The 24,396-nt window shown below is 63.4% G+C and carries 22 protein-coding genes and 1 tRNA gene; 12 read left to right on the top strand and 11 right to left on the bottom strand.

Annotated features, from left to right (window positions below):
• Positions 1-153: 153 nt before the first annotated feature.
• From ACTHNE_RS05525 to tssJ (ACTHNE_RS05500), 6 genes are read left to right on the top strand one after another with little or no spacing between them, the layout of a single operon-like run.
• A complete protein-coding gene (locus ACTHNE_RS05525) occupies positions 154-3,300 on the top strand; it encodes an ImcF-related family protein (protein ID WP_324937210.1) in 3,147 nt (1,048 codons plus the stop codon).
• Between the two features lie 20 nt (positions 3,301-3,320).
• On the top strand, positions 3,321-3,818 hold the full coding sequence (gene tssJ, locus ACTHNE_RS05520; protein ID WP_440268723.1) for a type VI secretion system lipoprotein TssJ: 498 nt from the start codon (positions 3,321-3,323) through the stop codon (positions 3,816-3,818).
• Between the two features lie 29 nt (positions 3,819-3,847).
• The gene (tssA, locus tag ACTHNE_RS05515; RefSeq protein WP_324937206.1) at positions 3,848-5,422 is read left to right on the top strand and encodes a type VI secretion system protein TssA; all 1,575 of its coding nucleotides are present in this window, start codon (positions 3,848-3,850) and stop codon (positions 5,420-5,422) included.
• Positions 5,423-5,444: 22 nt separating this feature from the next.
• Positions 5,445-7,265, top strand: a complete 1,821-nt coding sequence (gene tssF / locus ACTHNE_RS05510) for a type VI secretion system baseplate subunit TssF (protein WP_324937204.1) — start codon at positions 5,445-5,447, stop codon at positions 7,263-7,265.
• Complete coding sequence (tssG, locus tag ACTHNE_RS05505) at positions 7,262-8,290, top strand: type VI secretion system baseplate subunit TssG (RefSeq protein WP_324937203.1); 1,029 nt, start codon at positions 7,262-7,264, stop codon at positions 8,288-8,290. The genes tssF and tssG overlap by 4 nt, the downstream gene beginning before the upstream one ends.
• A 31-nt stretch (positions 8,291-8,321) precedes the next feature.
• Positions 8,322-8,822, top strand: a complete 501-nt coding sequence (gene tssJ, locus ACTHNE_RS05500; RefSeq protein ID WP_324937201.1) for a type VI secretion system lipoprotein TssJ — start codon at positions 8,322-8,324, stop codon at positions 8,820-8,822.
• Between the two features lie 498 nt (positions 8,823-9,320).
• Here the strand turns inward: tssJ (ACTHNE_RS05500) and ACTHNE_RS05495 are convergent.
• The 4 genes from ACTHNE_RS05495 to ACTHNE_RS05480 form a co-directional block, all read right to left on the bottom strand.
• Positions 9,321-9,396: transfer RNA gene (locus tag ACTHNE_RS05495), tRNA-Gly, on the bottom strand.
• Positions 9,397-9,433: 37 nt separating this feature from the next.
• Complete coding sequence (pgsA, locus tag ACTHNE_RS05490; protein WP_324937199.1) at positions 9,434-10,051, bottom strand: CDP-diacylglycerol--glycerol-3-phosphate 3-phosphatidyltransferase; 618 nt, start codon at positions 10,049-10,051, stop codon at positions 9,434-9,436.
• A 312-nt stretch (positions 10,052-10,363) separates the two neighbouring features.
• Positions 10,364-12,190, bottom strand: a complete 1,827-nt coding sequence (uvrC, locus tag ACTHNE_RS05485) for an excinuclease ABC subunit UvrC (protein WP_324937197.1) — start codon at positions 12,188-12,190, stop codon at positions 10,364-10,366.
• 54 nt (positions 12,191-12,244) lie between these two features.
• Positions 12,245-12,811 (bottom strand): low molecular weight protein-tyrosine-phosphatase, encoded by a 567-nt coding sequence (locus ACTHNE_RS05480; RefSeq protein WP_324937194.1) that lies wholly within the window; start codon positions 12,809-12,811, stop codon positions 12,245-12,247.
• 29 nt (positions 12,812-12,840) lie between these two features.
• Between ACTHNE_RS05480 and ACTHNE_RS05475 the strand changes: the two genes are divergently transcribed.
• Both ACTHNE_RS05475 and ACTHNE_RS05470 read left to right on the top strand, forming a co-directional pair.
• Positions 12,841-13,218, top strand: coding sequence for a type II toxin-antitoxin system RelE/ParE family toxin (locus tag ACTHNE_RS05475; protein ID WP_324937192.1), 378 nt, complete (start codon positions 12,841-12,843; stop codon positions 13,216-13,218).
• Complete coding sequence (locus tag ACTHNE_RS05470) at positions 13,215-13,496, top strand: helix-turn-helix domain-containing protein (protein ID WP_324937190.1); 282 nt, start codon at positions 13,215-13,217, stop codon at positions 13,494-13,496. The genes ACTHNE_RS05475 and ACTHNE_RS05470 overlap by 4 nt, the downstream gene beginning before the upstream one ends.
• Positions 13,497-13,515: 19 nt before the next feature.
• Here the strand turns inward: ACTHNE_RS05470 and kdsB are convergent, their stop codons facing one another.
• The 5 genes from kdsB to ACTHNE_RS05445 all read right to left on the bottom strand — a co-directional run bounded on the left by kdsB (position 13,516) and on the right by ACTHNE_RS05445 (position 18,855).
• Complete coding sequence (gene kdsB / locus ACTHNE_RS05465) at positions 13,516-14,289, bottom strand: 3-deoxy-manno-octulosonate cytidylyltransferase (RefSeq protein WP_324937188.1); 774 nt, start codon at positions 14,287-14,289, stop codon at positions 13,516-13,518.
• Between the two features lie 140 nt (positions 14,290-14,429).
• Positions 14,430-15,737 (bottom strand): 3-phosphoshikimate 1-carboxyvinyltransferase, encoded by a 1,308-nt coding sequence (aroA, locus tag ACTHNE_RS05460; RefSeq protein ID WP_324937186.1) that lies wholly within the window; start codon positions 15,735-15,737, stop codon positions 14,430-14,432.
• Positions 15,734-16,822 carry a prephenate dehydratase gene (pheA, locus tag ACTHNE_RS05455; protein ID WP_324937184.1) on the bottom strand — a complete coding sequence of 363 codons (1,089 nt, stop codon included), beginning with the start codon at positions 16,820-16,822 and terminating at the stop codon, positions 15,734-15,736. The genes aroA and pheA overlap by 4 nt, the downstream gene beginning before the upstream one ends.
• Positions 16,823-16,885: 63 nt before the next feature.
• Positions 16,886-17,971: a 3-phosphoserine/phosphohydroxythreonine transaminase gene (gene serC / locus ACTHNE_RS05450; protein WP_324937182.1), complete on the bottom strand. Its 1,086-nt coding sequence runs from the start codon at positions 17,969-17,971 to the stop codon at positions 16,886-16,888.
• A gap of 113 nt (positions 17,972-18,084) precedes the next feature.
• On the bottom strand, positions 18,085-18,855 hold the full coding sequence (locus ACTHNE_RS05445) for an FHA domain-containing protein (RefSeq protein WP_324937179.1): 771 nt from the start codon (positions 18,853-18,855) through the stop codon (positions 18,085-18,087).
• A 378-nt stretch (positions 18,856-19,233) separates the two neighbouring features.
• On the opposite strand from ACTHNE_RS05445, the gene ACTHNE_RS05440 reads away from it, so the two are divergent.
• Positions 19,234-19,512, top strand: coding sequence for a polyhydroxyalkanoic acid system family protein (locus ACTHNE_RS05440; RefSeq protein WP_324937177.1), 279 nt, complete (start codon positions 19,234-19,236; stop codon positions 19,510-19,512).
• Positions 19,513-19,627: 115 nt separating this feature from the next.
• Positions 19,628-19,846, top strand: coding sequence for a translation initiation factor IF-1 (infA, locus tag ACTHNE_RS05435; RefSeq protein ID WP_126686694.1), 219 nt, complete (start codon positions 19,628-19,630; stop codon positions 19,844-19,846).
• Between the two features lie 70 nt (positions 19,847-19,916).
• Here infA and clpA read toward each other — a convergent pair whose 3' ends face one another.
• Together clpA and clpS are read right to left on the bottom strand one after the other, a co-directional pair.
• On the bottom strand, positions 19,917-22,187 hold the full coding sequence (clpA, locus tag ACTHNE_RS05430) for an ATP-dependent Clp protease ATP-binding subunit ClpA (protein ID WP_440268722.1): 2,271 nt from the start codon (positions 22,185-22,187) through the stop codon (positions 19,917-19,919).
• A gap of 120 nt (positions 22,188-22,307) precedes the next feature.
• Complete coding sequence (clpS, locus tag ACTHNE_RS05425; protein WP_188796280.1) at positions 22,308-22,634, bottom strand: ATP-dependent Clp protease adapter ClpS; 327 nt, start codon at positions 22,632-22,634, stop codon at positions 22,308-22,310.
• 137 nt (positions 22,635-22,771) lie between these two features.
• Between clpS and ACTHNE_RS05420 the strand changes: the two genes are divergently transcribed.
• Together ACTHNE_RS05420 and mnmA are read left to right on the top strand one after the other, a co-directional pair.
• Positions 22,772-23,263 carry an NUDIX hydrolase gene (locus tag ACTHNE_RS05420; RefSeq protein WP_324940611.1) on the top strand — a complete coding sequence of 164 codons (492 nt, stop codon included), beginning with the start codon at positions 22,772-22,774 and terminating at the stop codon, positions 23,261-23,263.
• Positions 23,260-24,387 (top strand): tRNA 2-thiouridine(34) synthase MnmA, encoded by a 1,128-nt coding sequence (mnmA, locus tag ACTHNE_RS05415; RefSeq protein ID WP_324940614.1) that lies wholly within the window; start codon positions 23,260-23,262, stop codon positions 24,385-24,387. The genes ACTHNE_RS05420 and mnmA overlap by 4 nt, the downstream gene beginning before the upstream one ends.
• The last annotated feature ends 9 nt before the right edge of the window (positions 24,388-24,396 follow it).

Raw genomic sequence — 24,396 nt, 5'->3', positions numbered from 1 at the left:
CCTCTCGTGAGGGTACTTGTTGTGCTGCTGATAGGCGCCGTTCTGCTGTCCGGGCGAGGTTTGCTGACGGCCGCGTGGCATTGGGCGGCACGCCACGCACCTCACCGTGACACGGATCGCTACATCCGCGACACGGCAGCGCGCGTTGGCGCGATGAAGACCCCCCACACCATCATCGTCGAGCGACGTTGGCAGGACGAGCTGAAGCACGTCCTACGCGAACGCCACGGTTGGCGCTGGCGTTACCGCCAACCGTGGCTACTGCTCACTGGCAACGAAAAAACCATCGCACGGCTACTACCCGAGCTGACCGAACACGGCTACGTGATCACCGACGACGTCCTCCTGCTGTGGCAAGCTGGTGATGCGAATGGACAACCAAACGAAGCGTGGCTGAAGCAGCTTTGCACGATGCGCCGTCGCCGTCCGATCGATGGCGTGGTGCTGGTCGTCAACGGCATCGAAGATAAATTCGCACCAGCGCGAGGCATGCGCGCTCCCGATGTCAACCTCACACACATCGCACAGACGCTGCGCTGGTCCGCACCGGTCTATGTGCTCGACGTGGCACAGGTCGATGACGTCAACGACGGCCACACCGCCATCGCTGGGTGCGAGTTCAAAGCGGATGCGGGCGCGAAACCGATCGAAGCCGACATGCTCACCTTGCGCGACCAGTTGGCCCGGCTTGGCGTGCGACACCTGGGCGCCGACCCCAACGATCTTTACACCGCGAAGCTTTCCGAGCGTCTCGACGGACGGGCGAGTTTGCTGGCCATCTGGATCGCCAGCCTCGCCGCGCGCCGCGTGTCGGTGTGTGGTGTTTTCTTCGCGCCCTTCCCCGCCCAATCCCCCGAGGCGACCGACGCGTCGAGCAGCCTTACCCTGCCCGTCTGGTCGCACCTGGGCAGCCTGACACGACGGGGTCGAGGCCGGCGCGTGGGCATGCATCCGATCACCGTGTGTTCGGTAATCACTCTTTCGCTCGTCGGTCTCTGGACAAGCGGCATGCTGATCTCCGCCTTCGCCAATGCCCATGATCTTCATCGTTCACAAACGGCCGTGCAGTCGTTGAACAAGAATGACGATGCGGCACGCCTGCACGCGCTGCTGGCCTTGCAGCAACGCATCAGCGTGTACGAAGAGCGGGCGCGCCATCACGCGCCGAGCTTACGCGGTTTCGGCCTCAATCACGATCGCCAAACACTCGATGCACTGTGGACGCGTTATGCCGCCGGGAGCCGCGCGCTGCTCACCGCGCCCGTGCAGCTCAGCCTCGAAACCACCCTTGCCGATCTCGGCAAGGTGCGCGCCGATGCGTTGCAAGACGGCGATGTCCAGCACCGCAACTACAACGCCCTCAAGGTGTATCTGATGCTGGCCGAGCCAGCGCGCACCGATGCAGGCTTCCTCGCCAGCCAGATGGCGAACGTCTGGCCGATGGTGACGTCGATGCCCACCGGCGAATGGCAAGACACCGCGCAACGCCTGGCGAGTTTCTTCGCGAACCATCTGAAAGCCCATCCCGACTGGCGCATCCAGGCCTCGCCATCGCTGGTCACCACCGCGCGCGGCGCACTGGTCAACCAGATTGGCCTTGCGAATGCGGACGACACCCTCTATCAATCCGTTATCGCCGGTGTGCGTGGCAAGTATGCGGACGTCTCGCTACCTACGCTCCTCAATGGCACTGACGCGCAGGGACTGTTCACGACCCAGGCGATGGTGCCGGGCATTTACACGCGCGCCGCGTGGGACGGCATGATCGCCGAGGCGATCGACAAGGCGGCGAGCGAGCGCCGCGTCGAAGGCGATTGGGTGCTCACGGGCGGTGCGGCGCGCACAGCCGGTGCCACGGCGGACGACGCGCAGCGCGATACGACCGACCTGAAACAACGGCTTACCGCGCGCTACTTCGCCGACTACAGCGCAGCGTGGCAGCACATGCTCAACCGTTTGCAGTGGCAGCCCGCCGCCAACCTCAACGCGGCGATCGATCAGCTCACGCGCCTGACCGATGCGCAAACCTCGCCGCTGATCGCGCTGATGAAGTCGGTGCAATATCAGGCGCAAGCGGGTCGTCCGACGCAGGCCATCGGCGACACGCTCGTGCGACGCGCGCAGGGGCTGTTCGGCCACGACGACAAAACCGCCGGCCCGGTCGTCAATCCACTCGATACGTCGTTCGGCCCGCTGCTGGCCCTGATGGGCGACAGCAGCGTGACAGCCGGCAACGGTGCGAACAATGCAAACGGCAACGCGCCGTCCACGCTCAGCGGCGTCAGCCTGCAAAGCTATCTCACCTCCGCGACCACCATGCGACTCAAGCTTCAGCAGATTGGCGGCAGTCCCGATGCGCAAACGATGGCGCGCTCACTCGCGCAGGCGGTCTTCCAGGGCAAGCTGTCGGATCTTGCGCAGGTGCGCGAGCAGGCGGCATTGACGGCAGCCAGTCTCGGTTCCGCCTGGGCGGGCTTCGGCGACGCGCTGTTCGCACGCCCCCTCGACGGCGCATGGCAAACGATCCTGCAACCGGCGGCGGCGAGCCTCAACGACGTCTGGCGCGCCAGCATTGCGGCGCCGTTCAACAGCGCGTTCGATGGCCGTTATCCATTTGTCGATTCGAACGCCGACGCGTCGTTCGCGGAACTGGGGCGCTACGTGCGTCCCAACACCGGTCTCATCACACGCTTTCTCAGCGTGGAGCTGGCCGGGGTACTCGCGCAGCAAGGCGACCAGTGGGTCCCGAATGGACTGGCACCGCAGACGCTGGCGTTTGATCCGGCGTTCCTGAAGGCCATCGAGCAGCTGTCGGTGCTCGGCGCACGCCTGTATTCACAAGGCAATGCGGGCTACCACTTCGAGATCATGCCGCAGCCAACGCCGAACGTGACGCGCTCGGAATTGACGGTCGACAAACAGCAGATCGTCTATTTCAACCAGCAGGAAATGTGGACATCGCTTGCGTGGCCCGGCGATGGACTCAACGGCCACTCGGCGCTGACGTGGCAGACGCTCAACGCCGGCGTGCGGCAGGCGTTCGACGCGACGGGCGACTGGGCGTTCCTGCGCCTTCTCGCCAAAGCCGACGTCAAGGCGCTCGACAGCACGCGTTACGAACTCACCTGGAAACAACCCGATGCGGAAGCGTTGCACTACGTGCTGCGTACACAAGTCGGCGCTGGGCCGCTCGATCTGCTGAAGCTCAAGGGCTTCAAGTTGCCCGAGCGCATTTTCATGGTCGGCAAGAACGAAGCTGTGCCCGTGATGCCGCTACCGCCCGAACTGACATCGCCATGAGGACGCTTTTCTTTTCCACCTTGCGCACCGGCGCGGGCCTCGTGCTGGCCGCGCTGCTGATGACCGGTTGCGGTGCGTGGCAAACCGCCAAGGACACATCTGCGGATGCGGCGCGGGCGATCTTTATCGCCAAGGTCAAGCGGATGAACCTGGTTGTCGAAGGTCGCGCCGAACTCAATCGCGACGAGCGCGGCGCGTCACTGCCGGTTGCCATGCGCATCTATCAATTGAGAGACTGCAAGGCCTTCGAGACCGCGACCTATCCGCAACTGCTGAATGACACAGGCACTGTTCTGAAAGCCGAGACCCTCACCCGCACGGATATCGTGCTGGGACCGAAGGCCACGATCACGCTGAACACCGCCATGTCCGACGACACGCAATACGTCGGTGTGGTGGCGTTTTTCCGCGATCCCTCGCAGGCCACATGGCAGCTCGTGGTTCCCAGGTCGCAATGGAAGCAAACCGATCCCGTCAAGGTGAGTGTGATCGGCAACACGATGGAACTGGAGCCGTAAATGACAACGCTCGCGCATCCCCGCCACGTATGCTGACGAATCTTCTCAAATCGCTGTTCGGTACGCGCAAGCCGTCCGACCTCGCGCGTGCATCGCTTTCAAATTGGGATGACTGGCTGCAACCGATCAGCGCGTCCTCACCCGTCGGCGCCGATCCGGTGTACGACGATGCGTTCCAGTCCGTGCGCGACGAAGTCGCCAAGCTGAGCGATGTCAACGATGATGTGATCCTTCAAACCGCGGAACAGTTGCTCAAGCACACCGCCAAGGATGCGCGCGTTGCCGCGTACTACGTGTACAGCCGCATGCGCCGCGACGGCGCCGAGGGTGTGGCCGAAGGCTTCGAGTTGCTGGCGGCGCTCGTCGACCGCTTCGGCGACACGCTGTTGCCCGCCCGTGCCGAAAGCCGCAAGGCCGCCATCGAATGGCTCGCCGGCAGCACCTTCGCCAACCGCCTGGATCAGGTGCAAGGGCTGAGCGGCCCCGTGCTCGAACGCACGCTCTCGGCGATTGCGTTGATGAGCGAACGCACCGCGGACTGGCCCGATACCACGCGTCCGGAACTGGGTCCGCTCTTTCGACGTTTCGAAAGCCGCGTCGAATTGCCGTTGCCGGCGGATGCCGCGATGCCGTCGGTCGGCGCAACATCTTCGGCGCCGTCGGCAATACCGACGGCAACTGCGATTGCGTCGTCGCACGAGCTGCTCGAGCGCGCGCGCCAGATGGCGGCGTTTCTGCGCGAGCAGCCCAACGGCTACCTCGCTGCATGGCGCCTGATGCGTTGCATCCGCTGGGACACCCTCGACGACGTGCCGCCGCATGAAGCGAGCGGCAAAACGCGGCTGCCCGCGCCGCGCACGGAACTGCGCGCGCATCTCAAGCGGCTCGTGCTGCAGAAGCAATGGCCGGAACTCCTGGAACGCGTGGAAGCGGCGTTCGCCGAAGGCGCCAATCATTTCTGGCTGGACTTGCAGCATTACGCCTTCGTCGCGCAGGAACATGCCGGCGCCGCCTACACATCGATCCGTGAGATGGCAGCGATGGATTGCGCCCTGCTGCTGCAACGCCTGCCCGGACTGGAGCACTTGTCATTCACCGACGGCTCGCCCTTTGCCGACAGCACCACCCTCGAATGGATGGCCCGGCACGCGACCGTCTACGACGCGAGCCAGGACCGTGACGCACCGGTGAGCGTGACCACCGAAGGCGACAGCCATTGGGCGGATCTCGAAGCACAAGCGCTCACGCTGGCGACGCAGCAAGGCCTCGACGATGCCTTCGCCTGGCTGCAGCAGCTGCCCGGCCACGACAGCGAACGGCAGCGCTTTCTGCGTCAGCTCGTGATGGCGCGTGTGGCCGAGCGCACTGACCGCGTGGATATCGCGACGCATCTGCTGACGTCGCTCGACGCGATTGCGCACCAGCATCGCCTCATGCAGTGGGAGCCCGCGCTCGCCTTCGACGTCAAACAGCACCTGATGCGCGCACTCAAGGCGCGGATGAACCGCAAGGACGCTGACAAGGCGTCGCTCACCCAACGCATCGACATGCTGATCGGCGAACTCACCGCGATCGATCCGGCGCGCGCCGTGATGCTCAAGTAACTTCTTTTACTTCGTTGCCCCTATGACCAGTCCTACCCACGACAACGACATCCTCCGCTACTACGACGCGGAAATGCGCTACCTGCGCGAAGCAGGCAAGGAATTCGCGAAGGCGTTTCCGGATCGCGCGCGTGCGCTCGGCCTGGATCGCCTGGGCGACCGCGATCCGCATGTGGAGCGGCTGTTCGAAGGCTTCGCGTTTCTGATGGGCCGATTGCGCCACAAGCTCGATGACGAGTTGCCGGAACTCACCGAGGGCCTCGTCAGCATGCTGTGGCCGCACTACCTGCGCATGATTCCGTCGCTGTCGATCCTGGAACTGCTGCCGGACTACGGCGCGTTGCAACGGCATGAGCGACTGGAACCCAGTCTCGAAGCGGTGTCCGATCCCATCGCACTGGGCACGACCAAGGTCGATGCCGCCACGGTGCAATGCGTCTACCGCACCACGCAGCCCGTCGACCTCTATCCGTTGCGCCTGACCGAAGCACAGGCGACCACGCGCGATGACGGTCGCTCCGTGCTGCGCTTTCGTTTCGCCATCGAGCCACAGGCGCAACGCGCGCAACTCACTGTGCCGCGTCTGCGGTTGTACCTGCATGCCGATCGCCCGGTTGCGCTGACCTTGTACGCGGCCCTGACGGCTGAGCCACTCGCCATGCAGCTTCGCGTGCCGGGCTACCCCGACGATCGGCCCGGTGCACCGTTCGCGATGCCGGGCCTGCGTCTCCAAGCGGCGGGCTTTGCGACGGACGAACGGTTGTGGCCGAAGGCCGATAACGCCTTCGGCGGCTACCAGCTCCTGCTGGAGTATTTCACGTTCCCCGAGAAGTTCATGTTCGTGGATCTGCTGGGGCTCGACATGCAGGCGATCCCCGAAGACGCGCCGTACGTCGATGTCGAAGTGGTGCTGCGCAAACCCTATCCCGATGACATGCGTTTTTCCGCCGAGAACGTGCGGCTGTATTGCACGCCGATCATCAATCTGTTCGAGCTGGAAGCCGATCCGATCACCAGTACGCAGTTCGACACCGACTACCGGGTCGTCGCGAACGCGCGTCACGGCGCGCACGTGGACATCTATGCGGTGGATGCCGTGCAAGGGTTCGAAGTCGGCACCGGCCAGCGCTTCGAATACGCGCCCTTCGGCGCGTTCCGCCATCGCGGCGGCATGCTGCGGCATGAAATGCCCGAGCGGTATTTCCACACTCGCATGCGGCGCGGCCCGTCCGGGCGCTTCGACGCGTGGGTGGTACTTGGCGGCCACGCGTGGGAACAGCAAACCACCTTGCCGCGCGAAACGCTGTCGCTGTCGGTCATCGGCACGAACGGCATGTTGCCGCGCAAAGGCCTGCGCGAAGCCGGCATCACACGCATGCGCGGTGGATTCACCAACGTCGGCGCGGTGCGCAACCTGGTCGCGCCGACGCGGCCCGTCTACCCGCCCACCGGTGACCGTTTTCACTGGCGTGTGCTGTCACATCTGGCGCCCAATTATCTCTCGCTGCTCGATGCGCAACTGCTGCGTGGCGCGCTCGCGTTGTACGACTGGACCGACGGCGAACTCAATCGCCGACGTATCGATGCGATCACAGACGTGCGTCACCGCCCGGTGCAGAAGCTCGTCAAGGGCGGCTTGCTGCGCGGCGTGGAGATCCAGGTCACGCTCGACGCCCACGCGTTCGCCGGTGATGGAGATGTCGAGCTTTTTGGCAGCATGTTGAATCGCTTTCTTGGCCTCTACGCCACGCTCAACTTGTACACGCGCCTGGTCATCGTCGCCCAACCGATGGGGCAGCGACTCGCATGGCCGGATACCAAAGGTGAAGGAGCGCCGTTTTGACCGCCCGCGCATCCCTCGATACGCCGCCGCTGTGGGCCGCGTTGCGGGACCATGCCACGCAGATGCACTTCTTCCGGTTCTGCGAACTGCTCGAACGCAGCGCGCCGGATCGCCCGCTGCTCGGCACGACCGACTCGCCGGGCGATGATCCGATCCGTTTCCGTTCGAAGTTCCGGCTGGGTTTTCCGGGACGCGAAATCGATGCGGTCGAATGCGATCCGCACGGCGATCCGGACGATCTTTCGCAACCGCCCACGGTGCGCACGACTTTCCTCGGCCTGTACGGCGTCGATGCGCGCATGCCGTCGTATTTCATCGACACCATCGCGCAAAACCACGACGGCGCCGAACCGCTGGCGGCGTTCCTGGATCTGTTTCATCACCGCATCGTCACCCAGTATTACCGCATCTGGCGCAAGTACCGCTATCCCGTCGGCTTCGAGCGCGATGGCCGCGATGCCATCTCCACGCAGTTGTTGAGTCTCGCCGGACTCGGACTCGGTGCGTCCGAAATCGGCGAAACCGTGGGGCCGCGCAAGCTGCTCTCGATGCTCGGCCTGGTGAACCAGAAAACGCGCACGGCCGAAGGCCTGTCCGGCGTTCTGCAGCACGCCGTACCCGACGCCACGCTCTCAGTCGAAGAGTTCCACCCAGCCTGGGTAGCAATCGACGACACCGAACCGATGCCGCTCGGTGAACACTGCGTGCTGGGCGGCGGCTTTTTCGATTGCGGCAACTGCGTGCGCGTCGTCATCGCGCCCACTTCAACCACGTCCGTACAGGACCTGATGCCGGGACAAACGATGCATGCCGATCTCATGCACCTGTTGCGCTTTTACCTCGGCTACGAAGCGCAGGCGGTCATCGAGATGCACGTATCGCCCGATCTCATGCCCGCGCCCGTGCTCGAACCGAACACCGTGAGCCTGGGTTACACCACGCTGCTCGCGCGCGATGACACGTCATCGCATCACGCGCCGATCCGCGTGCAACTCGGCGCATGGAATGTGCCGTCCCGGTCGTAATGCGAACGGCGTACTCGAAGGAACACCATGCATGAGTCCGACACGCACCGTTCGACACGCGATCCTCGTTCTTGCCGCGCTGAGTGTCAGCGCATGCGGCGTCGCTCAAGCGATTCACGACGGCACGGTGAACGTGGCAAAACGCACGTTCACCACACCCATTCCGACGATGAACCTCGATGTCGTCAACCAGGCCAGCGACAACAGCGGTCCGGCGATCGTGAGGATTTACCAGTTGACGTCATCGCAGGCGTTCGAAGCGCTCACCGATGCGCAGTGGTTGACGAACGATCTGTCGACGCTGAAAGCTGACCTTCTCGCCACCAGTAATCTCGTCGTGCCGCCGGGTGCCGGCCGGAGTCTGCGTCCGCCCATGCATCAGCAGACGCAGTACGTTGGCATGGTGGCGTTGGGGCATGACGACGACAGGAAGCCCATGTGGCTTCTGATTCCCCGCAAGCAATGGGCGAAAACCCAACTCGTGCAAATCGATCTCGACCGCGACACATTGCGCTTGCATCCGGCGATGTGAGCATCAACCCAGCCTTCTCGATAGCCAGCGACTGACCGTCCTGTTTGTCGCCCACGACATTCTTCGATGCTCTCGACGGCACGATGGGCTTCGCTGCCGGAGAATGAGAGAGTTTTGATCTAGAAAAATGATCGCTCATAGACGTGCGCCCAAAATCGCAGCATCGGGATATATGTCATTGTTTTGTCTACTTCAAATGAATATTTCGTCGAAATGCGCGGATATTCGGGTGCTAAGCCCATCAAATAACCCACCTATCGCTGCGCGGGTTCCACTATGTGAACGCGCGCACAAAAGCCCATGCCGGACCAGTAGAGGTCTTTCACCTCCTGGCAGTGCGCCCTGCCGGGCGCACAAAGAAATGCCCTCGGGGTTTCCGAGGGCACTTTTGCTTGCGACCGCTTCAGCGTCTATGTGTCAGATGAGTTTTGACACAGGCTGTTTCGCCCCTTGTCTCAAGGATCTGCGGACATCGATGGATATCCGTGGATCAAAATCTGGAGCGGGAAACGAGACTCGAACTCGCGACCCCGACCTTGGCAAGGTCGTGCTCTACCAACTGAGCTATTCCCGCATCGGAGCCGCGCATTTTAGCGGCTGAAACGAAACCGTCAAGCGTTTCGATCCTGCTCCGTGCTGGAGGGCGTCGCCGGCGCGTCATCCTGCAGCGCCGGCCAGGCGGCACGCAGGTAATACAGACCGGACCAGATGGTGAGCACGCCCGCCAGTACCAGCAGGCCCTCACCGATGTGGTACAGGCGCAACGCCTCGGCGTCTTTTTCGTGCTGCAGGATCAGCACGATCAACGCGACCATCTGCATCACGGTTTTGAGCTTGCCCAGGAACGCCACGCGCACGGTGGAGCGCATGCCGATTTCCGCCATCCATTCGCGCAGCGCTGAAATGCTGATCTCGCGCCCGACGATGATCGCCGCGGTCACCGCCATCACGATGCCGGACCAGTCGCCGCGGTGGGAGGCGACCAGCAGGAACAGGGTCACCGCCACCATCAGCTTGTCCGCCACCGGATCGAGGAAGGCGCCGAACTTGGAGGTCATGTTGAGGCGGCGCGCCAGGTAGCCATCGAGCCAATCAGTGATGCCGGCCAGCGCGAACACGATGGCGGCGACGATGTTGTGGCCGCGAAACGGCAGGTAGAACACCAGCACCATCACCGGCAGCAGCGCTACGCGGAACAGCGTCAGCCAGGTCGGCAGATTGATGCGCATGAGCTCCTTCCGTTTTTTTTGGGATGCTCCGACTCATTTTTCACAGGCGTCACCGACCCTGTCTGTTCGCAGCCCACAGGATCATCGGCGAAGGCAGCCTGGCCGTCTGTCGAGACGATGGGCCGACGGGATGCGGACGGACAGAGCCGGCCCGAAAGGTGATGTCCAGAAGGCCCGCAAGCTGCGTCGCGCGGCCTGAACAGACGGCGGGTCTGCCCTGCGCCACGCAACACACCCTGCGTGCCTTCTGGACATCATGCCGCCTGTGAAAAATGAGCCGGAGCATCCCTAGTGTCTCACGAACGCCCGTGATCAAGCATGGAGCGCGTCATAGATGCGCTCGGCCAAGCTGCGATCGATACCTTTCACCTGCATCAGTTCCTCCACGCCCGCGGCCTCCACGCCGGCCAGCCCGCCAAACGCCTTCAGCAGCGCGGCACGGCGGCGTGCGCCCACGCCTTGTACGTCCTCCAACACGCTGCGCTCGCGCGCCTTCTCGCGCCGCTTGCGATGTCCACTGATGGCGAAGCGATGGGCTTCGTCGCGCACCGCAGCCACCAAGTGCAGCGCAGGCGACGTGGGTCCGGGGTGAATCTCGCGATTGGAGCCCGCCAACACCAGCGTTTCTTCGCCTGCGCGCCGGCCCGGCCCCTTGGCCACGCCAACCACCTCGATGCCGCTGATGCCGAGCTCGCGCAGTACATCCAGCGCCTGCGCCACCTGGCCGGTTCCACCGTCGATCAGGAGGATATCCGGCCGTGCGCCCTCCCCTTCGGCCAGTTTGCGGAACCGGCGCGTGAGCGCCTGATGCATGGCGGCGTAATCATCGCCGGGCGTGATGCCGGCGATGTTGAAGCGGCGGTAATGCGATTTCTCCGGCCCTTCCGGTCCGAACACCACGCACGAGGCCACGGTAGCTTCACCGCGCGTGTGACTGATGTCGAAGCATTCGATGCGCTTGGGCGATTCGTCCAGGCCCAGCACGTTCTGCAGATCGTCGAAACGCGTGCCCAGTGTCTGGCGGCTGGCGATGCGCGAAGTGAGCGACGCCTGTGCATTGCGTTCGGCCATTTGCAAAAACTGCGCACGATCGCCGCGCACGCGCGTCTTGATTTCCACCGCATGCCCGCATTGCTGGGACAGCATTTCGCTGAGCAGTTGCTCGTCCGCAATCGCCTCGCCAAGAATGATTTCGCGTGGCACCGGGCGATCCAGGTAGTACTGCGCGACGAATTGCGCCAGCACGTCGGCCGGTTCGGCATCCAGCGGCAGGCGCGGATAGAAATCACGCGTGCCCAGGCTGATGCCATTGCGGAAGAACAGCACGCTGACGCAGGCGATGCCCGCTTCGATGCGGCAGGCAATCACGTCCATATCCGCCGTAGCGCCCTGCACGTGATTTTGCGCGTGCAGTTTGCGCAAAGTGGCGATCTGGTCGCGCAACGCGGCGGCGCGCTCGAAATTCAGCGCGGCGCTGGCCTGCTCCATCGCCGTGACCAGCTCATCGATCACCGCGCTGCCACGGCCTTCCAGGAACATTTCCGCATGGCGCACGTCGTTGCGGTAGTCCTCGGTGCTGATCAAGCCCACGCACGGGCCGGTGCAGCGGCCGATCTGGTATTGCAGGCACGGGCGCGAGCGATTGCGAAAATAGCTGTCCTCGCACTGGCGCACCTTGAACAGCTTCTGCATCAGGTTGAGGCTTTCGCGCACGGCGAAGGCGCTGGGAAACGGCCCGAAGTAGCGCCCCGGCTGATTGCGTGCGCCGCGGTGAAAGGCCAGGCGCGGATACTCTTCGCCGCCGGAGAGATAGATGTACGGGTAACTTTTGTCGTCGCGCAGCAGGATGTTGTAGCGCGGCTTCAGCGCCTTGATCAGCTGCGATTCCAGCAGCAGCGCCTCGGCTTCCGTGCGCGTGACGGTGATTTCGCAGCGCGCGATCTGCGCCACCATCGCCGCGATGCGCGGCTCCATGCGCGGCTTCAGGAAATAGCTGCCGACGCGTTTCTTGAGGCTGCTGGCCTTGCCGACGTACAGCAAGTCGCCGGCCTCGTCGAAGTAACGATAAACGCCGGGGGACGTGGTGAGCGTGCTGACGAAGACCTTGCCGTCGAAGGCCTGGGTGGGGGCGGGCTGCATAGAGGAGGATTTTAGCCCGTTTGGCGGATTTCCAACCCCTTCGGCGAAAACGATTCAGCCCGCGCGCAGGCGCTCGAGCAGCCCGCGGACACCCCGCTCGGCCAGGTCCACGCACTGCGTGAAAGCGGTCAGCTCCTCGTAGTACGGATCGGGAAAATCCCTGGGCGGCGCCGCGCCGGCCCAATCCAGGAACAGGGCCAGTCGGACATGCGCCTTGCCGCCGGATGCACGCCGCAGGTCGCGTAGGTTGTTGCCGTCCATCGCCAGCAGCAGGTCGTAACGCTCGAAGTCGGTCGCGTGCAGTTGGCGCGCGCGATGCGCTTCCAGTGCATAGCCTGCCTTCGCCGCGGCGGCACGCATGCGCGGATCGGCCTGCTCGCCCGCGTGCCAGCCGCCGGTACCGCAGGAGGCGACCTCGATAGCCAGCCCGGCGTCCGCCAGATGTTTGCGCGCGACTGCCTCGACCAGGGGCGAGCGGCAGATGTTGCCGAGGCAGACAAACAGGATCGACCTTTCCATCTTTTCTTTTTTTGGTTCCAGGGAAATCGACGTCACGCGTTGACGCATCAGGATGTCGCAATGAACAGCACTCTTCGGATCAACCGCCGCATGGCCGCACATTACGCTCGGTGATCGCGCACGAACAAACAATGCTTGAAGGAATATACAAAATTTTGTATAAACGCACCACCATCAAACCCAAGCCCATCGAATTTCTCGGTACCGCGCTTTCCGACTTGCGCGCCTTCCTGCTGGCAGCGCGACGCGACGCAGGCCATCAACTTGACCAGGTGCAACGTGGCTGGGAACCGGACGATTGGAAACCCATGGAAACAGTGGGCGCTGGCGCGAAGGAAATCCGCATTCGCGATGCGACGGGAGCGTTTCGAGTGATCTACGTGGTCAAATTTGCCGAGGCGATCTACGTGATGCATTGCTTCCAGAAGAAAACTGCCAAAACCAGCAAGGCAGACCTCGACCTGGCAGCAAAGCGCTACCGCGAATTGTTGAAGGAGAGGCATCGATGAACAAAAAGCGATTTTCCAGCGTCTGGGATGCCATTGAAGACAATCCGGTCGATGCGGAAAATATGCGGCTTCGCTCGATCCTGATGATGGCCTTGAAACATCACATCGAGCGCAACGGCATGAGCCAGGTGGAAGCTGCCAGGCTTTTGGGTATCAGCCAGCCGCGGGTTTCGAATCTGCTGTGCGGCAAGATCAATCTCTTTGGCCTGGATGCACTGGTGAACATGGCGACGGCCGCGGGCCTGCATGTGGAGATCCGGGTGCGCAAAGCCGCCTGAGGCTTTCAACACGCTAGGGTCAGTGTGGATCGCTTATCCATGCTTCAGCGCGACGCAGATCCGCTTCGGTATCGATCCCCGGCGGAAACGGCTCCGGTGTCAGGCGGACGGCGATGGGATAGCCGTGCTCCAGCACGCGCAATTGCTCCAGCGATTCGGCCTGCTCCAAGGGCGTGCGCGACAAACCGGTGTATTGCTGCAAAAACCCGGCGCGATAAGCGTAGATGCCGATATGCCGCAGAAACGGCGTGTCTTGCGGCAAGGTCTGACGATCCGCCGCGAACGCATCGCGTGCCCACGGTAGCGGCGCACGGCTGAAGTACAGCGCGCGGCCATGGGCGGAGCTGACCAGCTTCACCACGTTGGGATCGAACAGTTCGTGCGCATCGGTGATCGGCGTGGCGAGTGTCGCCATCGGTGCATGGTCCTGCACCAACGCGCGCGCCACTTCGCGAATGCCCGCCGCGGGTGCGAACGGTTCATCGCCTTGCAGGTTCACCACGATGGTCTCAGGAGCCCAGCCGTAGTAGGCCGCGCATTCGGCCAGCCGATCGCTGCCGGAGGCGTGATCGCTGCGGGTCATGCAGACATCCACGTTTTGCTCTTCGAGTGCTTCGACGATGCGCTCGTCATCGGTCGCCACGACCACTTGGGACGCCCCCGCCTGCTGGGCGCGTTGCGCGACGCGCACCACCATTGGCACGCCGCCGATGGCGCGCAGCGGCTTGCCTGGCAGGCGGGTGGAGCCGTAGCGGGCGGGAATGGCCACGATGAAGTTAGGGATTGTCGGCATGCGGAAGCCTTTGTCTCTTTCTTTGCGCATTAACTTCCATTTTGCCTCACCGTCGCCACGGCGAAGGCCGGGGCTAGCGCCTTGCAGGCCGCCAAAGCCACTGGGCTCCGGCTTTCGCCGGGACGACGAGCAATGAAGCGTTAGCCCAAAGCAAATCCGCACCTATTGGCGAGTTCCACAAACCCCGGAAACGAGGTCGCTACGTTCGCGCAATCGCCGATCGTGATCGCCTCGCGCGCCACCAGTCCTGCCACCGCAAAACTCATCGCGATGCGATGATCGCCGTGGCTGTCCACCGTGCCGCCGCCCAGCGCTCCGCCGTCTATGATCGCGCCATCGGGCGTTTCCTCGATCTGCACGCCAAGCGCGCGCAAGCCAGCCGCCATGGTGGCGATCCGATCGGATTCCTTCACGCGCAACTCGGCGGCGCCACGCACCACGGTGCGCCCTTTCGCGACCGATGCGGCGACGAACAAGGCCGGGAACTCGTCGATCATGTCCGGCACCAGGCGCTCGGGCAGTTCAATGCCATGCAAGGGCGCGTAGCGCACGACCAGATCGCCCACCGCTTCGCCGCCGCTTTCGCCCTGGTTTTCGACGCGGATATCCGCCCCCATCAGGCGCAGCGCTTCGAGCAAGCCGGTGCGGCGCGGATTCAAGCCCACCGCCGGCAAGCGCACCTGCGAACCCGGCACGATGCTGGCGGCCACCAGGAAGAACGCGGAAGAAGAAAAGTCCGCTGGCACCACCACGTCGGTGGCGCGCAGGCGATGGCCGCCTTCGAGCCTGGCGTGGCCGGGCGAGAATTCGATCGGCCATCCGAACGCTTGCAGCATGCGTTCGGTGTAGTCGCGCGTGGGATGCGGCTCGATCACCTCGGTGGTGCCCTCGGCATACAACCCCGCGAGCAGCAGCGCGGATTTCACCTGCGCGCTGGCCACGGGCAGCTCGTAACGGATGCCATGCAGCTTGCGACCGCCGCGGACCTGCAACGGCGGCAGTCCGTCCTGCGTATCGATCTGCGCGCCCATCTTGGCGAGCGGATCGGTGACGCGCCGCATTGGACGCTTGGAAAGCGATTCATCGCCTACCAAGGTGCCGTCAAATGCTTGACCGGCCAGCAGACCCGCCAGCAGGCGCATGCCGGTACCCGCGTTGCCGCAATCGAGCGGTTTGTTCGAAGCGCGCAAGCCATGCAGGCCCACGCCATGCACGATGCGTTCACCGGTCGAAGGCGCCTCAATCGACACGCCAAGCTGCGCCAGCACCGCGGCGGTCGCGCGCGTGTCTTCGCCTTCCAGGAAGCCCCGAATATGCGAGGTACCTTCGGCAATCGCCGACAGCATCATCGAGCGATGCGATACCGATTTATCACCAGGCACCACGACGTCGCCATGCAAAGCTTTTGCGGGCCGGCTGACCCAATCCACACGTTGCGCACCGCTCATGGCAGTGCCACCGGGTAGGCACCGAGCACACGCACTTGCGCGGCGTGCGGGCCCATGTCTTTCAGGGCCGCTTGCAGCGGCGCGTCATCAATATGGCCGGAGACGTCGATAAAGAAGGCGTATTGCCACTTGCCCGTATGCGCCGGGCGCGATTCGATGCGATTCAAGCTGACACCATGTTTGGCGAACGGGCTCAAGATTTCGTAGAGCGCGCCCGGTTTGTCGTTGACAGTTATCAAAAGCGACGTGCGGTCGTTACCCGACGGCGGGAACAACGAACGGCCGATCACCAGGAAGCGGGTGGTGTTGTCGGCACGGTCTTCGATCGCCTGCTCGATGATCTTCAAGCCATAGACCTTCGCCGCCGTGGCGCCGGCAATCGCGGCGGCATCGTCGGCATGACGCGCCAGGCGCGCGCCTTCCGCATTGCTGTGCACGGCAATGCATTCGGCGTTCGGCAGGTTCACGCGCAACCAGGTCTTGCACTGCTGCAACGACTGCGCATGGCCGTAGACATGCTTGATGCCTTCCAGCGAATCGCGCTGCGACAGCAGGCATTGATGCACGCGCAATTCCACTTCGCCGCAGATGCGCGCTTCGGAGGTGAGGAACATGTCCAGCGTCACCTGGATCATGCCCTGCCCGGAATTCTCCACCGGCACCACGCCGAAATCCGCATGGCCGGCAGCCACTTCCTGGAACACTTCCTCGATGCTTCCCAGCGGCAGCCCATACGCGGCATGACCGAAATGCTTGCGCACGGCCTGCTCGCTGAAAGTGCCTTCGGGACCGAGATAACCCACCTTGAGCGGGTCTTCCTGCGCCAGGCAGGACGACATGATTTCGCGAAACAGGCGCACCATCTCCGCATCGGAAAGCGGGCCGTGGTTGCGATCCACCACCATGCGCAGCACGTGGGCCTCGCGCTCGGGGCGGTAATAATCGATCGCCGAAAGCCCCTCGCCTTTCACCTTGGCCACTTCGCGGGCCCAGTTGGCACGCTCGGAGATCAGCTCCTGGATCTGCCGGTCGATGCTGTCGATGCGGTCGCGCACCTGCACCAGCGTTGGCTTGGGTTCGTTCATGCGATGGATGTCCAAACGTAAAGATGTCCGGCAACGGCGGTTCCGTTCCGGCCTTGCAGTGTATCAGCCATGCCGGCGGGCGAAGTCGCGCATGAAATCTACCAGCGCCTGCACCGCTTCCAGCGGCACCGCGTTGTACAGGGATGCGCGCATGCCGCCGATCGCCTTGTGGCCTTTCAGCGCCAGCAGGCCGGCGGCTTCCGATTCCTGCAGGAACGCGGCGTCGAGGGCACTGTCGTGCAAGGTGAAAGGCACATTCATGCGCGAGCGTACCGGTGGATCGATCGGGTTGCGGTAATAGCCGCTGGAGCCGTCAATGGTGGCGTAAAGCAGCTCGGACTTCTGGCGATTGCGTTCGTCCATCGCGACCAGACCACCGTTGTCCTTCAACCACTGGAAGGTCAGTCCGGCCAAGTACCAGCCCCAGGTGTTGGGCGTATTGAGCATGGAGTCGTGCGTCGCGTGCTCGATGTAGCGAAATATCTTCGCCATCGGCCGCGTCGGGCGCTGCAGAATATCCCGGCGAATGATGATCAGCACCAGGCCGGAAGGGCCGATGTTTTTTTGCGCGCCAGCATAAATCAGGCCGTAGCGGCGCACATCGACAGGCGCGGAGAGAATGTCGGACGACATGTCCGCCACCAGCGGCACGTTGCCCACGTCGGGCGGCTGCTTGAACTGCACGCCGTGGATGGTTTCGTTGGTCGCGATGTGCACGTAGGAAGCGTTGGGATTGAGCTGCCAGGTATCGCGCGCCGGCATGCGCAGGTAGTTCTCGGCCTTGCTGGTGGCCGCCACGTTCACGCGCACGTAGGGCGCCCCTTCGCTGGCGGCTTTCTCGCTCCAATGGCCGGTGACGATGTAGTCGGCGCTATCGCCCTCGCCGGCAAGGTTCATCGGGATCTGCGCAAAGTGCTGCGTGGCGCCGCCCTGCTCGAACAACACGGCGTACTCGGCGGGAATGCCCATCAGTTCGCGCAGATCCGCTTCGACTTGTTGCGCCATGGCGATGAAGCGCTTGCCGCGATGGGACTGCTCCATCACCGAGGCGCCGCTGCCGTTCCAGTCCAGCAGCTCGCGCTGCGCACGTTCGAGCACCGGCAAAGGCAATGCCGCCGGACCTGCGCTGAAATTCCAAACCCTGCTCACGCAACCGTTCCCGTCTTGAAAGATCGCTGCATTATGCCGCGACGCAGCAACATGACGTCAATGTTACTTGCGCATAAGGCCGGCGATTTCGCGCCTAAGTGCGGCCGGGGATATCAGGAATGCAGCAACAACAGCAACGCGATGCCCAGCGCCAGCACCGCCGCCGTGGCGATCAGCCACCACACTTCCCCGCGCGGGCCGGCGGTATCTTCCGGCAGGGGCTCGACTGGCTCGGGCGGCAGGACGATTTCCGGCTCGGGTTCCAGGCCTGGCGCATCGATCAGGAAACGGTGCATGCCGATGCCGATCTGGTCACCCGGCAGCAGCACGGTCTGCTGCAACACAATGCCGTTGACCCGCGCCGCGTAGCGCGCATCCACCGGCTGGCCGGATTCCATGCGCAACTGGCCGTCGCGCCAGAAAATCGTCAGCGTGGCGGTTTCGCCCTGGGGCAGATCCAGCGCTGCGCGGCCTTGCGGCCCCAATTCCAGGCGATCGGCCAGCGGCAGCACCTGGCCCGACAGCGGACCGGCGACGGCGCGCAATGCCACCGTGCAGCGTTCCTGCTCCGGCATCCCGGGCAATGCGCGCTCGCCCGGGGCTTCATCCGCACACAGCAGCATGCGGCAATCGCCCATGCTGAGCATGTCGCCGGGACGCAGGATCGCCCGTTCGCGCACGGGACGCGCGTTGACGTAGATGCGATTGGCCTCGGGCAGCACATCGAGCACCCAGCCGCGCTTGTCCAGATGGATCAACAGATGATTCGCCGCCGCTTGTCCCGTTCCCAGCACCAGGTCGTTGCCGGAACCACTGCCCACGCGCAATTGCGGCTGGCGCCAGTGGAAATCCGCCCTGGTGGAATGGGGAAACTCGATGCGCATAAGAGCCTGCTTAATGTCTCCGCGTAGCCCGCGTTGTGTGTGAGCGATCGTCAGGTGGTGGTGCGCGGCGCAGCGCCAGACTGGCCGTCTGGTCAAGCTGCGCGCCGCCGCATGGCGACCGCTCACACACAACCCGAAGGGCCGGGTCGGTTTGCCCGCAATACTGCGTCCTCGCTCGGTTACGTATCGACATACGCGCCCTCGCTCCTCCTTGCCTTGCGGGCAAACCGACCCGGCGCGGGCTATGCGGAGACATTAGGTAGGCTCAAGACCAACGACGTGACGGCGCGACTCTAGCAGATGCGCAGAAAATATCGACAGGATTTGCGTTTATCATGCCTAGTTCATCCATTAGGACAGCTCCAGCAGAGCCGCATCATGCCCAGTCTCGATATCCGCCGCCCGCACCGTTTGTCCGCCGCCGAAGCCCATGCCGTGATCGATCAGGTCGCCACGCGCATGCGCGAGAAGTTCCAGGTCCAGACGCAATGGCAGAATGACAGCACGCTGAGCTTCGAGCGTCCCGGCATCAGCGGCAAGATCGCCATCGGCAGCGATGAAATCCACGTGAGTGCGCAACTGGGCATGCTGTTTTCGCCGCTCAAGGGCATGATCGAACAGGAAATCCGCCGCAAGCTGGACGAGCATTTCAGCTGAGCGCTGGCGACTGTTTTTCAGCCTGCAAGGCCTGGCGTCTTGGACCGGCCTGCGATACGTGGCATAATTGATGGCTTACGCGGCCATGGTGGTCCGCGCACACCTCCCGGAACGCATGGCCAAAGACGACGTCATTGAAATGGATGGTACGGTCATCGAGACCCTGCCCAACACCATGTTTCGAGTGAAGCTGGAAAATGGCCATGTCGTCATCGCCCATATCTCCGGCCGCATGCGCAAGCACTACATTCGCATTCTCACCGGCGACAAGGTGAAGGTGGAAATGACGCCCTACGACCTCACCAAGGGCCGCATCACCTACCGCATGAAATAAGCCGGTCGGCATCCGTACAAAAAAAAGCCGCGCAAACGCGCGGCTTTTTTGTTGTGACGAACAGCCGGCGTCAGGAGATCGTCGCCGGCACCGGTTCGGCGGCTTCGGTGCTCACGGAGAGCTCGCCGTCCTTCACGCTCAGGCTCACTTTACCGCCTTCGGACAGCTTGCCGAACAAGAGCTCGTCGGCCAGCACGCGCTTGATCTTCTCCTGGATCACGCGCGCCATCGGGCGGGCACCCATCTGCGGATCGAAGCCGTGCTCGGCCAGCCAGCGACGGGCGTCGGCGTCCACGTCCAGCGCCACGTGTTTCTCGCTGAGTTGCGATTCCAGTTCGATCAGGAACTTGTCGACCACGCGCAGAATGTGGTCGAAGTCCAGCGGGGTGAACTGGATGATCGCGTCCAGGCGATTGCGGAACTCCGGCGTGAAGGTGCGGCGAATCACTTCCATCGCGTCCATCGAATGGTTCTGTTTCACGAAGCCGATGCTACGGCGCGACGCCTGCTGCGCGCCGGCGTTGGTGGTCATCACCACGATCACGTTCTTGAAGTTCGCTTCGCGACCGTTGGTATCGGTGAGCACGCCGCGATCCATCACCTGCAGCAAGATATTGAACACATCCGGATGCGCCTTCTCGATCTCGTCCAGCAGCAGCACCGCGTGCGGATGCTTGGTGACGGCCTCGGTCAACAGACCGCCCTGGTCGAAACCGACATAGCCTGGAGGCGCGCCGACCAGGCGCGACACCGAATGCGCTTCCATGTACTCGGACATGTCAAAGCGGATCATCTCGATGCCGAGCTGCATCGCCAGCTGCTTGGTCACTTCCGTCTTGCCCACGCCGGTGGGGCCGGCAAGCAGGAAGCAGCCGATCGGCTTGGACGGATCGGCCAGGCCCGAACGCGCCATCTTGATCGAGGCGGCCAGCGCTTCGATCGCCGGATCCTGCCCGAACACCACCATCTTGAGGTTGCGTTCCAGGTTCTTCAGCACGTCACGATCCGACGCCGACACCTGCTTGGCCGGGATGCGCGCCATCTTGGCGACGATGTATTCCACCTCCGGCACGTCGATCTTGCCGGTACGCTGCTCGATCGGCAGCAGGCGCTGGCGGGCGCCGGCCTCGTCGATCACGTCGATGGCCTTGTCAGGCAGCAGGCGATCGGGAATGTGCTTCACCGACAAATCCACCGCAGCCTTCAACGCCTCCACCGTGTAGGACACGTTGTGATGCTCTTCGAAGCGCGACTTCAGGCCTTTCAGGATTTCCAGGCTCTCAGCCACGCTGGGTTCGACCACGTCGATCTTCTGGAAGCGGCGCGCCAGCGCGCGGTCTTTTTCGAAGATGCCGCGAAATTCCTGGAAGGTGGTGGAACCGATGCAGCGCAGCTCGCCCGACGCCAGCATCGGCTTGATCAGGTTGCTGGCATCCATGGTGCCGCCCGAGGCGGAGCCGGCACCGATGATGGTGTGGATCTCGTCGATGAAAAGCACCGCGCCCGGCTGCTTCTTCAGCTGGCCGATGACGGCTTTCAGGCGCTTCTCGAAATCGCCGCGGTACTTGGTGCCGGCCACCAGCGCGCCCAGGTCCAGCGCCCAGATGGTGGCATTTTCCAGCACTTCCGGCACTTCGCCGTCGACGATGCGCTTGGCCAGGCCCTCGGCCAGCGCCGTTTTCCCGACACCGGCCTCGCCGACATAGAGCGGGTTGTTCTTGCGGCGGCGACATAGCACCTGAATGGTGCGTTCGATCTCGTCCTGGCGGCCGATCAGCGGGTCGATCTTGCCTTCCAGCGCCAGTTCGTTGAGGTTGGTGGCATATTCGCTGAGCGGATTGCCCTTGCCCTCGCCGCCTTCCTCGGCATCACGCTCACCGCTGGAAATGCCGCTGGTGGGCTCATCGCCGATCTTGGCGATGCCGTGGGAGATGTAGTTGACCACATCCAGGCGCGTAATTTCCTGCTGGTGCAGGAAATAGACGGCGTGGGAGTCTTTTTCGCCGAAGATCGCCACCAATACGTTGGCGCCGGTGACTTCCTTACGGCCGGAGGACTGCACGTGGTACACCGCCCGCTGCAGCACGCGCTGGAAACCCAGCGTGGGCTGCGTATCGCGTTCGTCGCCGTGCGGCAATACCGGTACGGTCTCGGCGATGATCTTTTCCAGTTCATGGGTGAGTCGCGGAAGGTCGGCGCCACAGGCGCGCAGGGCGCCCAGGGCCGACTGGTTTTCCGTGAGGGCGAGCAGGAGGTGCTCCACGGTCATGAACTCGTGGCGCTGCTCGCGGGCCTGCTTGTAGCACTGGCCGATGGTGACTTCGAGATCCTTGCTGAACATCCGGACCTACTCCACTGCAAAGTTGGGCGGCTTCACCGCGATAGATGCAAGATGGGGGCCAAAAAGGCCTCATCAATATCTCCGCACGCGGGCCGTCTTGACGAAATCTTGAACAGATCCTCAAACCTTCTCCATCGTGCACAACAGAGGATGCTGGTTGGCTCGTGAATATTCGTTTACCTGGGTGACCTTGGTTTCTGCCACTTCACGGGTGAACACCCCGCACACGCCCTTACCGCGGGTGTGTACGTGCAACATGATCTGTACGGCTTTTTCCTGGTCCATGCCAAAGAACATACGCAGCACCTCGACCACGAAATCCATCGGTGTGAAATCGTCGTTCAACAGCAGTACCTGAAACAGCGGCGGTCGCGCCACTTCAGGTTTCGATACTTCGACGGTGAGTCCATGCCCACTGCCATGTTCGTGTTCGGATTCGTTCGCCATGCTCTGAAAAGTGGATTCGGCCTGTTCGGTTGCAGTATACGCCTGGGGATTATTTTGCTACCCGGCGGCTACGCTTGAGGTAATGGCACAATAACGCCATTTCCAGTGCCTTTCCCCAAGGCCGCGTTGACCTCACGATGACAACACCTGACAACTCCAGCCATGACGTGTGGCGTCCGCATGTGACGGTGGCGTGCGTTGTAACAGACCGCGACCGCTATTTGATGGTGGAAGAGGAGGTCAACGGCCGCGTGGCGTACAACCAGCCGGCCGGCCATCTGGACGATTTGGAGAGCCTGCAGCAGGCCGCCGTGCGCGAGACGCGTGAAGAAACCGGCTGGACCGTGGCGCTGACGCATCTGATCGGCGTGCATCAATGGCGCAGCAAGGAGCACGGCGATGTCATCGTGCGTTTCAGCTTCGCGGCCAAGCCCTTGAGCCACGATCCCCGGCAACCGCTCGATGTGGGCGTACGCCGCGCAATGTGGCTCACCCGCGGCGAAATCGCGGCGCTGGGCGAGCGCCTGCGCAGCCCGATGGTGCTGATGAGCATCGACGAATGGCTGGCCGGCCAACGCCTGCCGCTGTCTGCGGTGACCAGCCTGATGCCTGCCGGTGCCCGCGCATGAAAGTGATGCTGGGCATTTCCGGCGGCGTCGACTCCTCCGTCGCGGCCCTGCTGTTGCAGCAAGCGGGTTACGAGGTGGATGGCCTGTTCATGCAGAACTGGGAGGAAGACGACCGCAACGGTCCCTGCACCGCCGATGCGGACCGCAAGGACGCTGTCGCCGTCTGCGGCCGCCTGGGCATTCCCTTCCACTCCCGCAATTTCGCTGCCGAGTACTGGGATGGCGTCTTCGCACACTTCCTGGCCGAATACCGCGCCGGACGCACGCCCAACCCGGACGTGCTGTGCAACCGCGAGATCAAGTTCAAGACCTTCCTGGACGAAGCGCGCGCGCTGGGCGCGGAAAAGATCGCCACCGGCCACTATGCACGCGTGGATTGCCTGCATGGCCGCTATCGCCTGCTGCGCGCGGTCGACGCCGGCAAGGACCAGACCTATTTCCTGCATGCCCTGGGGCAGCAGCAACTGGCCGCCACCCTGTTTCCGGTGGGCGAGATCGAGAAATCGCAGGTGCGCGAGATGGCGCGCCAGGCCAACCTGCCCACCCACGCCAAAAAAGACTCCACCGGCATCTGCTTTATCGGCGAGCGCGATTTCCGTCAGTTTCTGACGCAATACATCCCTGCCCGCCCCGGCCAGATGCTCAGCCCGGACGGCCGCCTGATCGGCGAGCACCAGGGCGTCATGTATTACACCCTGGGCCAGCGCAATGGCTTGGGGATCGGCGGGCGCCAGCATGCCGGCGGCGAGCCCTGGTACGTGGTGGGCAAGGATGTCACGCACAATGTGCTGTACGTGGCCCAGGGCGGCGAGAACGAATGGCTGCAATCTAAGCGCCTGCTCGCCGAAACGCCCACCTGGGTGGCAGGTGTCGCGCCGGCCGCGGAGTTTCGCTGCACGGCCAAGACCCGTTACCGGCAGCACGATCAGGCCTGCGTGGTGTCCATGCATGATGACCGGCTGGAAGTGCGCTTCGACGAACCGCAGCGCGCCGTCACTCCCGGCCAATCGGTGGTGTTCTACGCCGGCGAGGAATGCCTGGGCGGCGCGGTGATCGCCGCCACGGACGCCGCGTACGGCGGCCTGGCCCACTCAACTGCACAGGAAATGACGCAGCGTGTTTAAAGCTTTCGC

Source organism: Dyella sp., assembly GCF_051954575.1.
Lineage (GTDB): Bacteria > Pseudomonadota > Gammaproteobacteria > Xanthomonadales > Rhodanobacteraceae > Dyella_B.
This window is presented reverse-complemented; position numbering and strand designations above follow the sequence as displayed.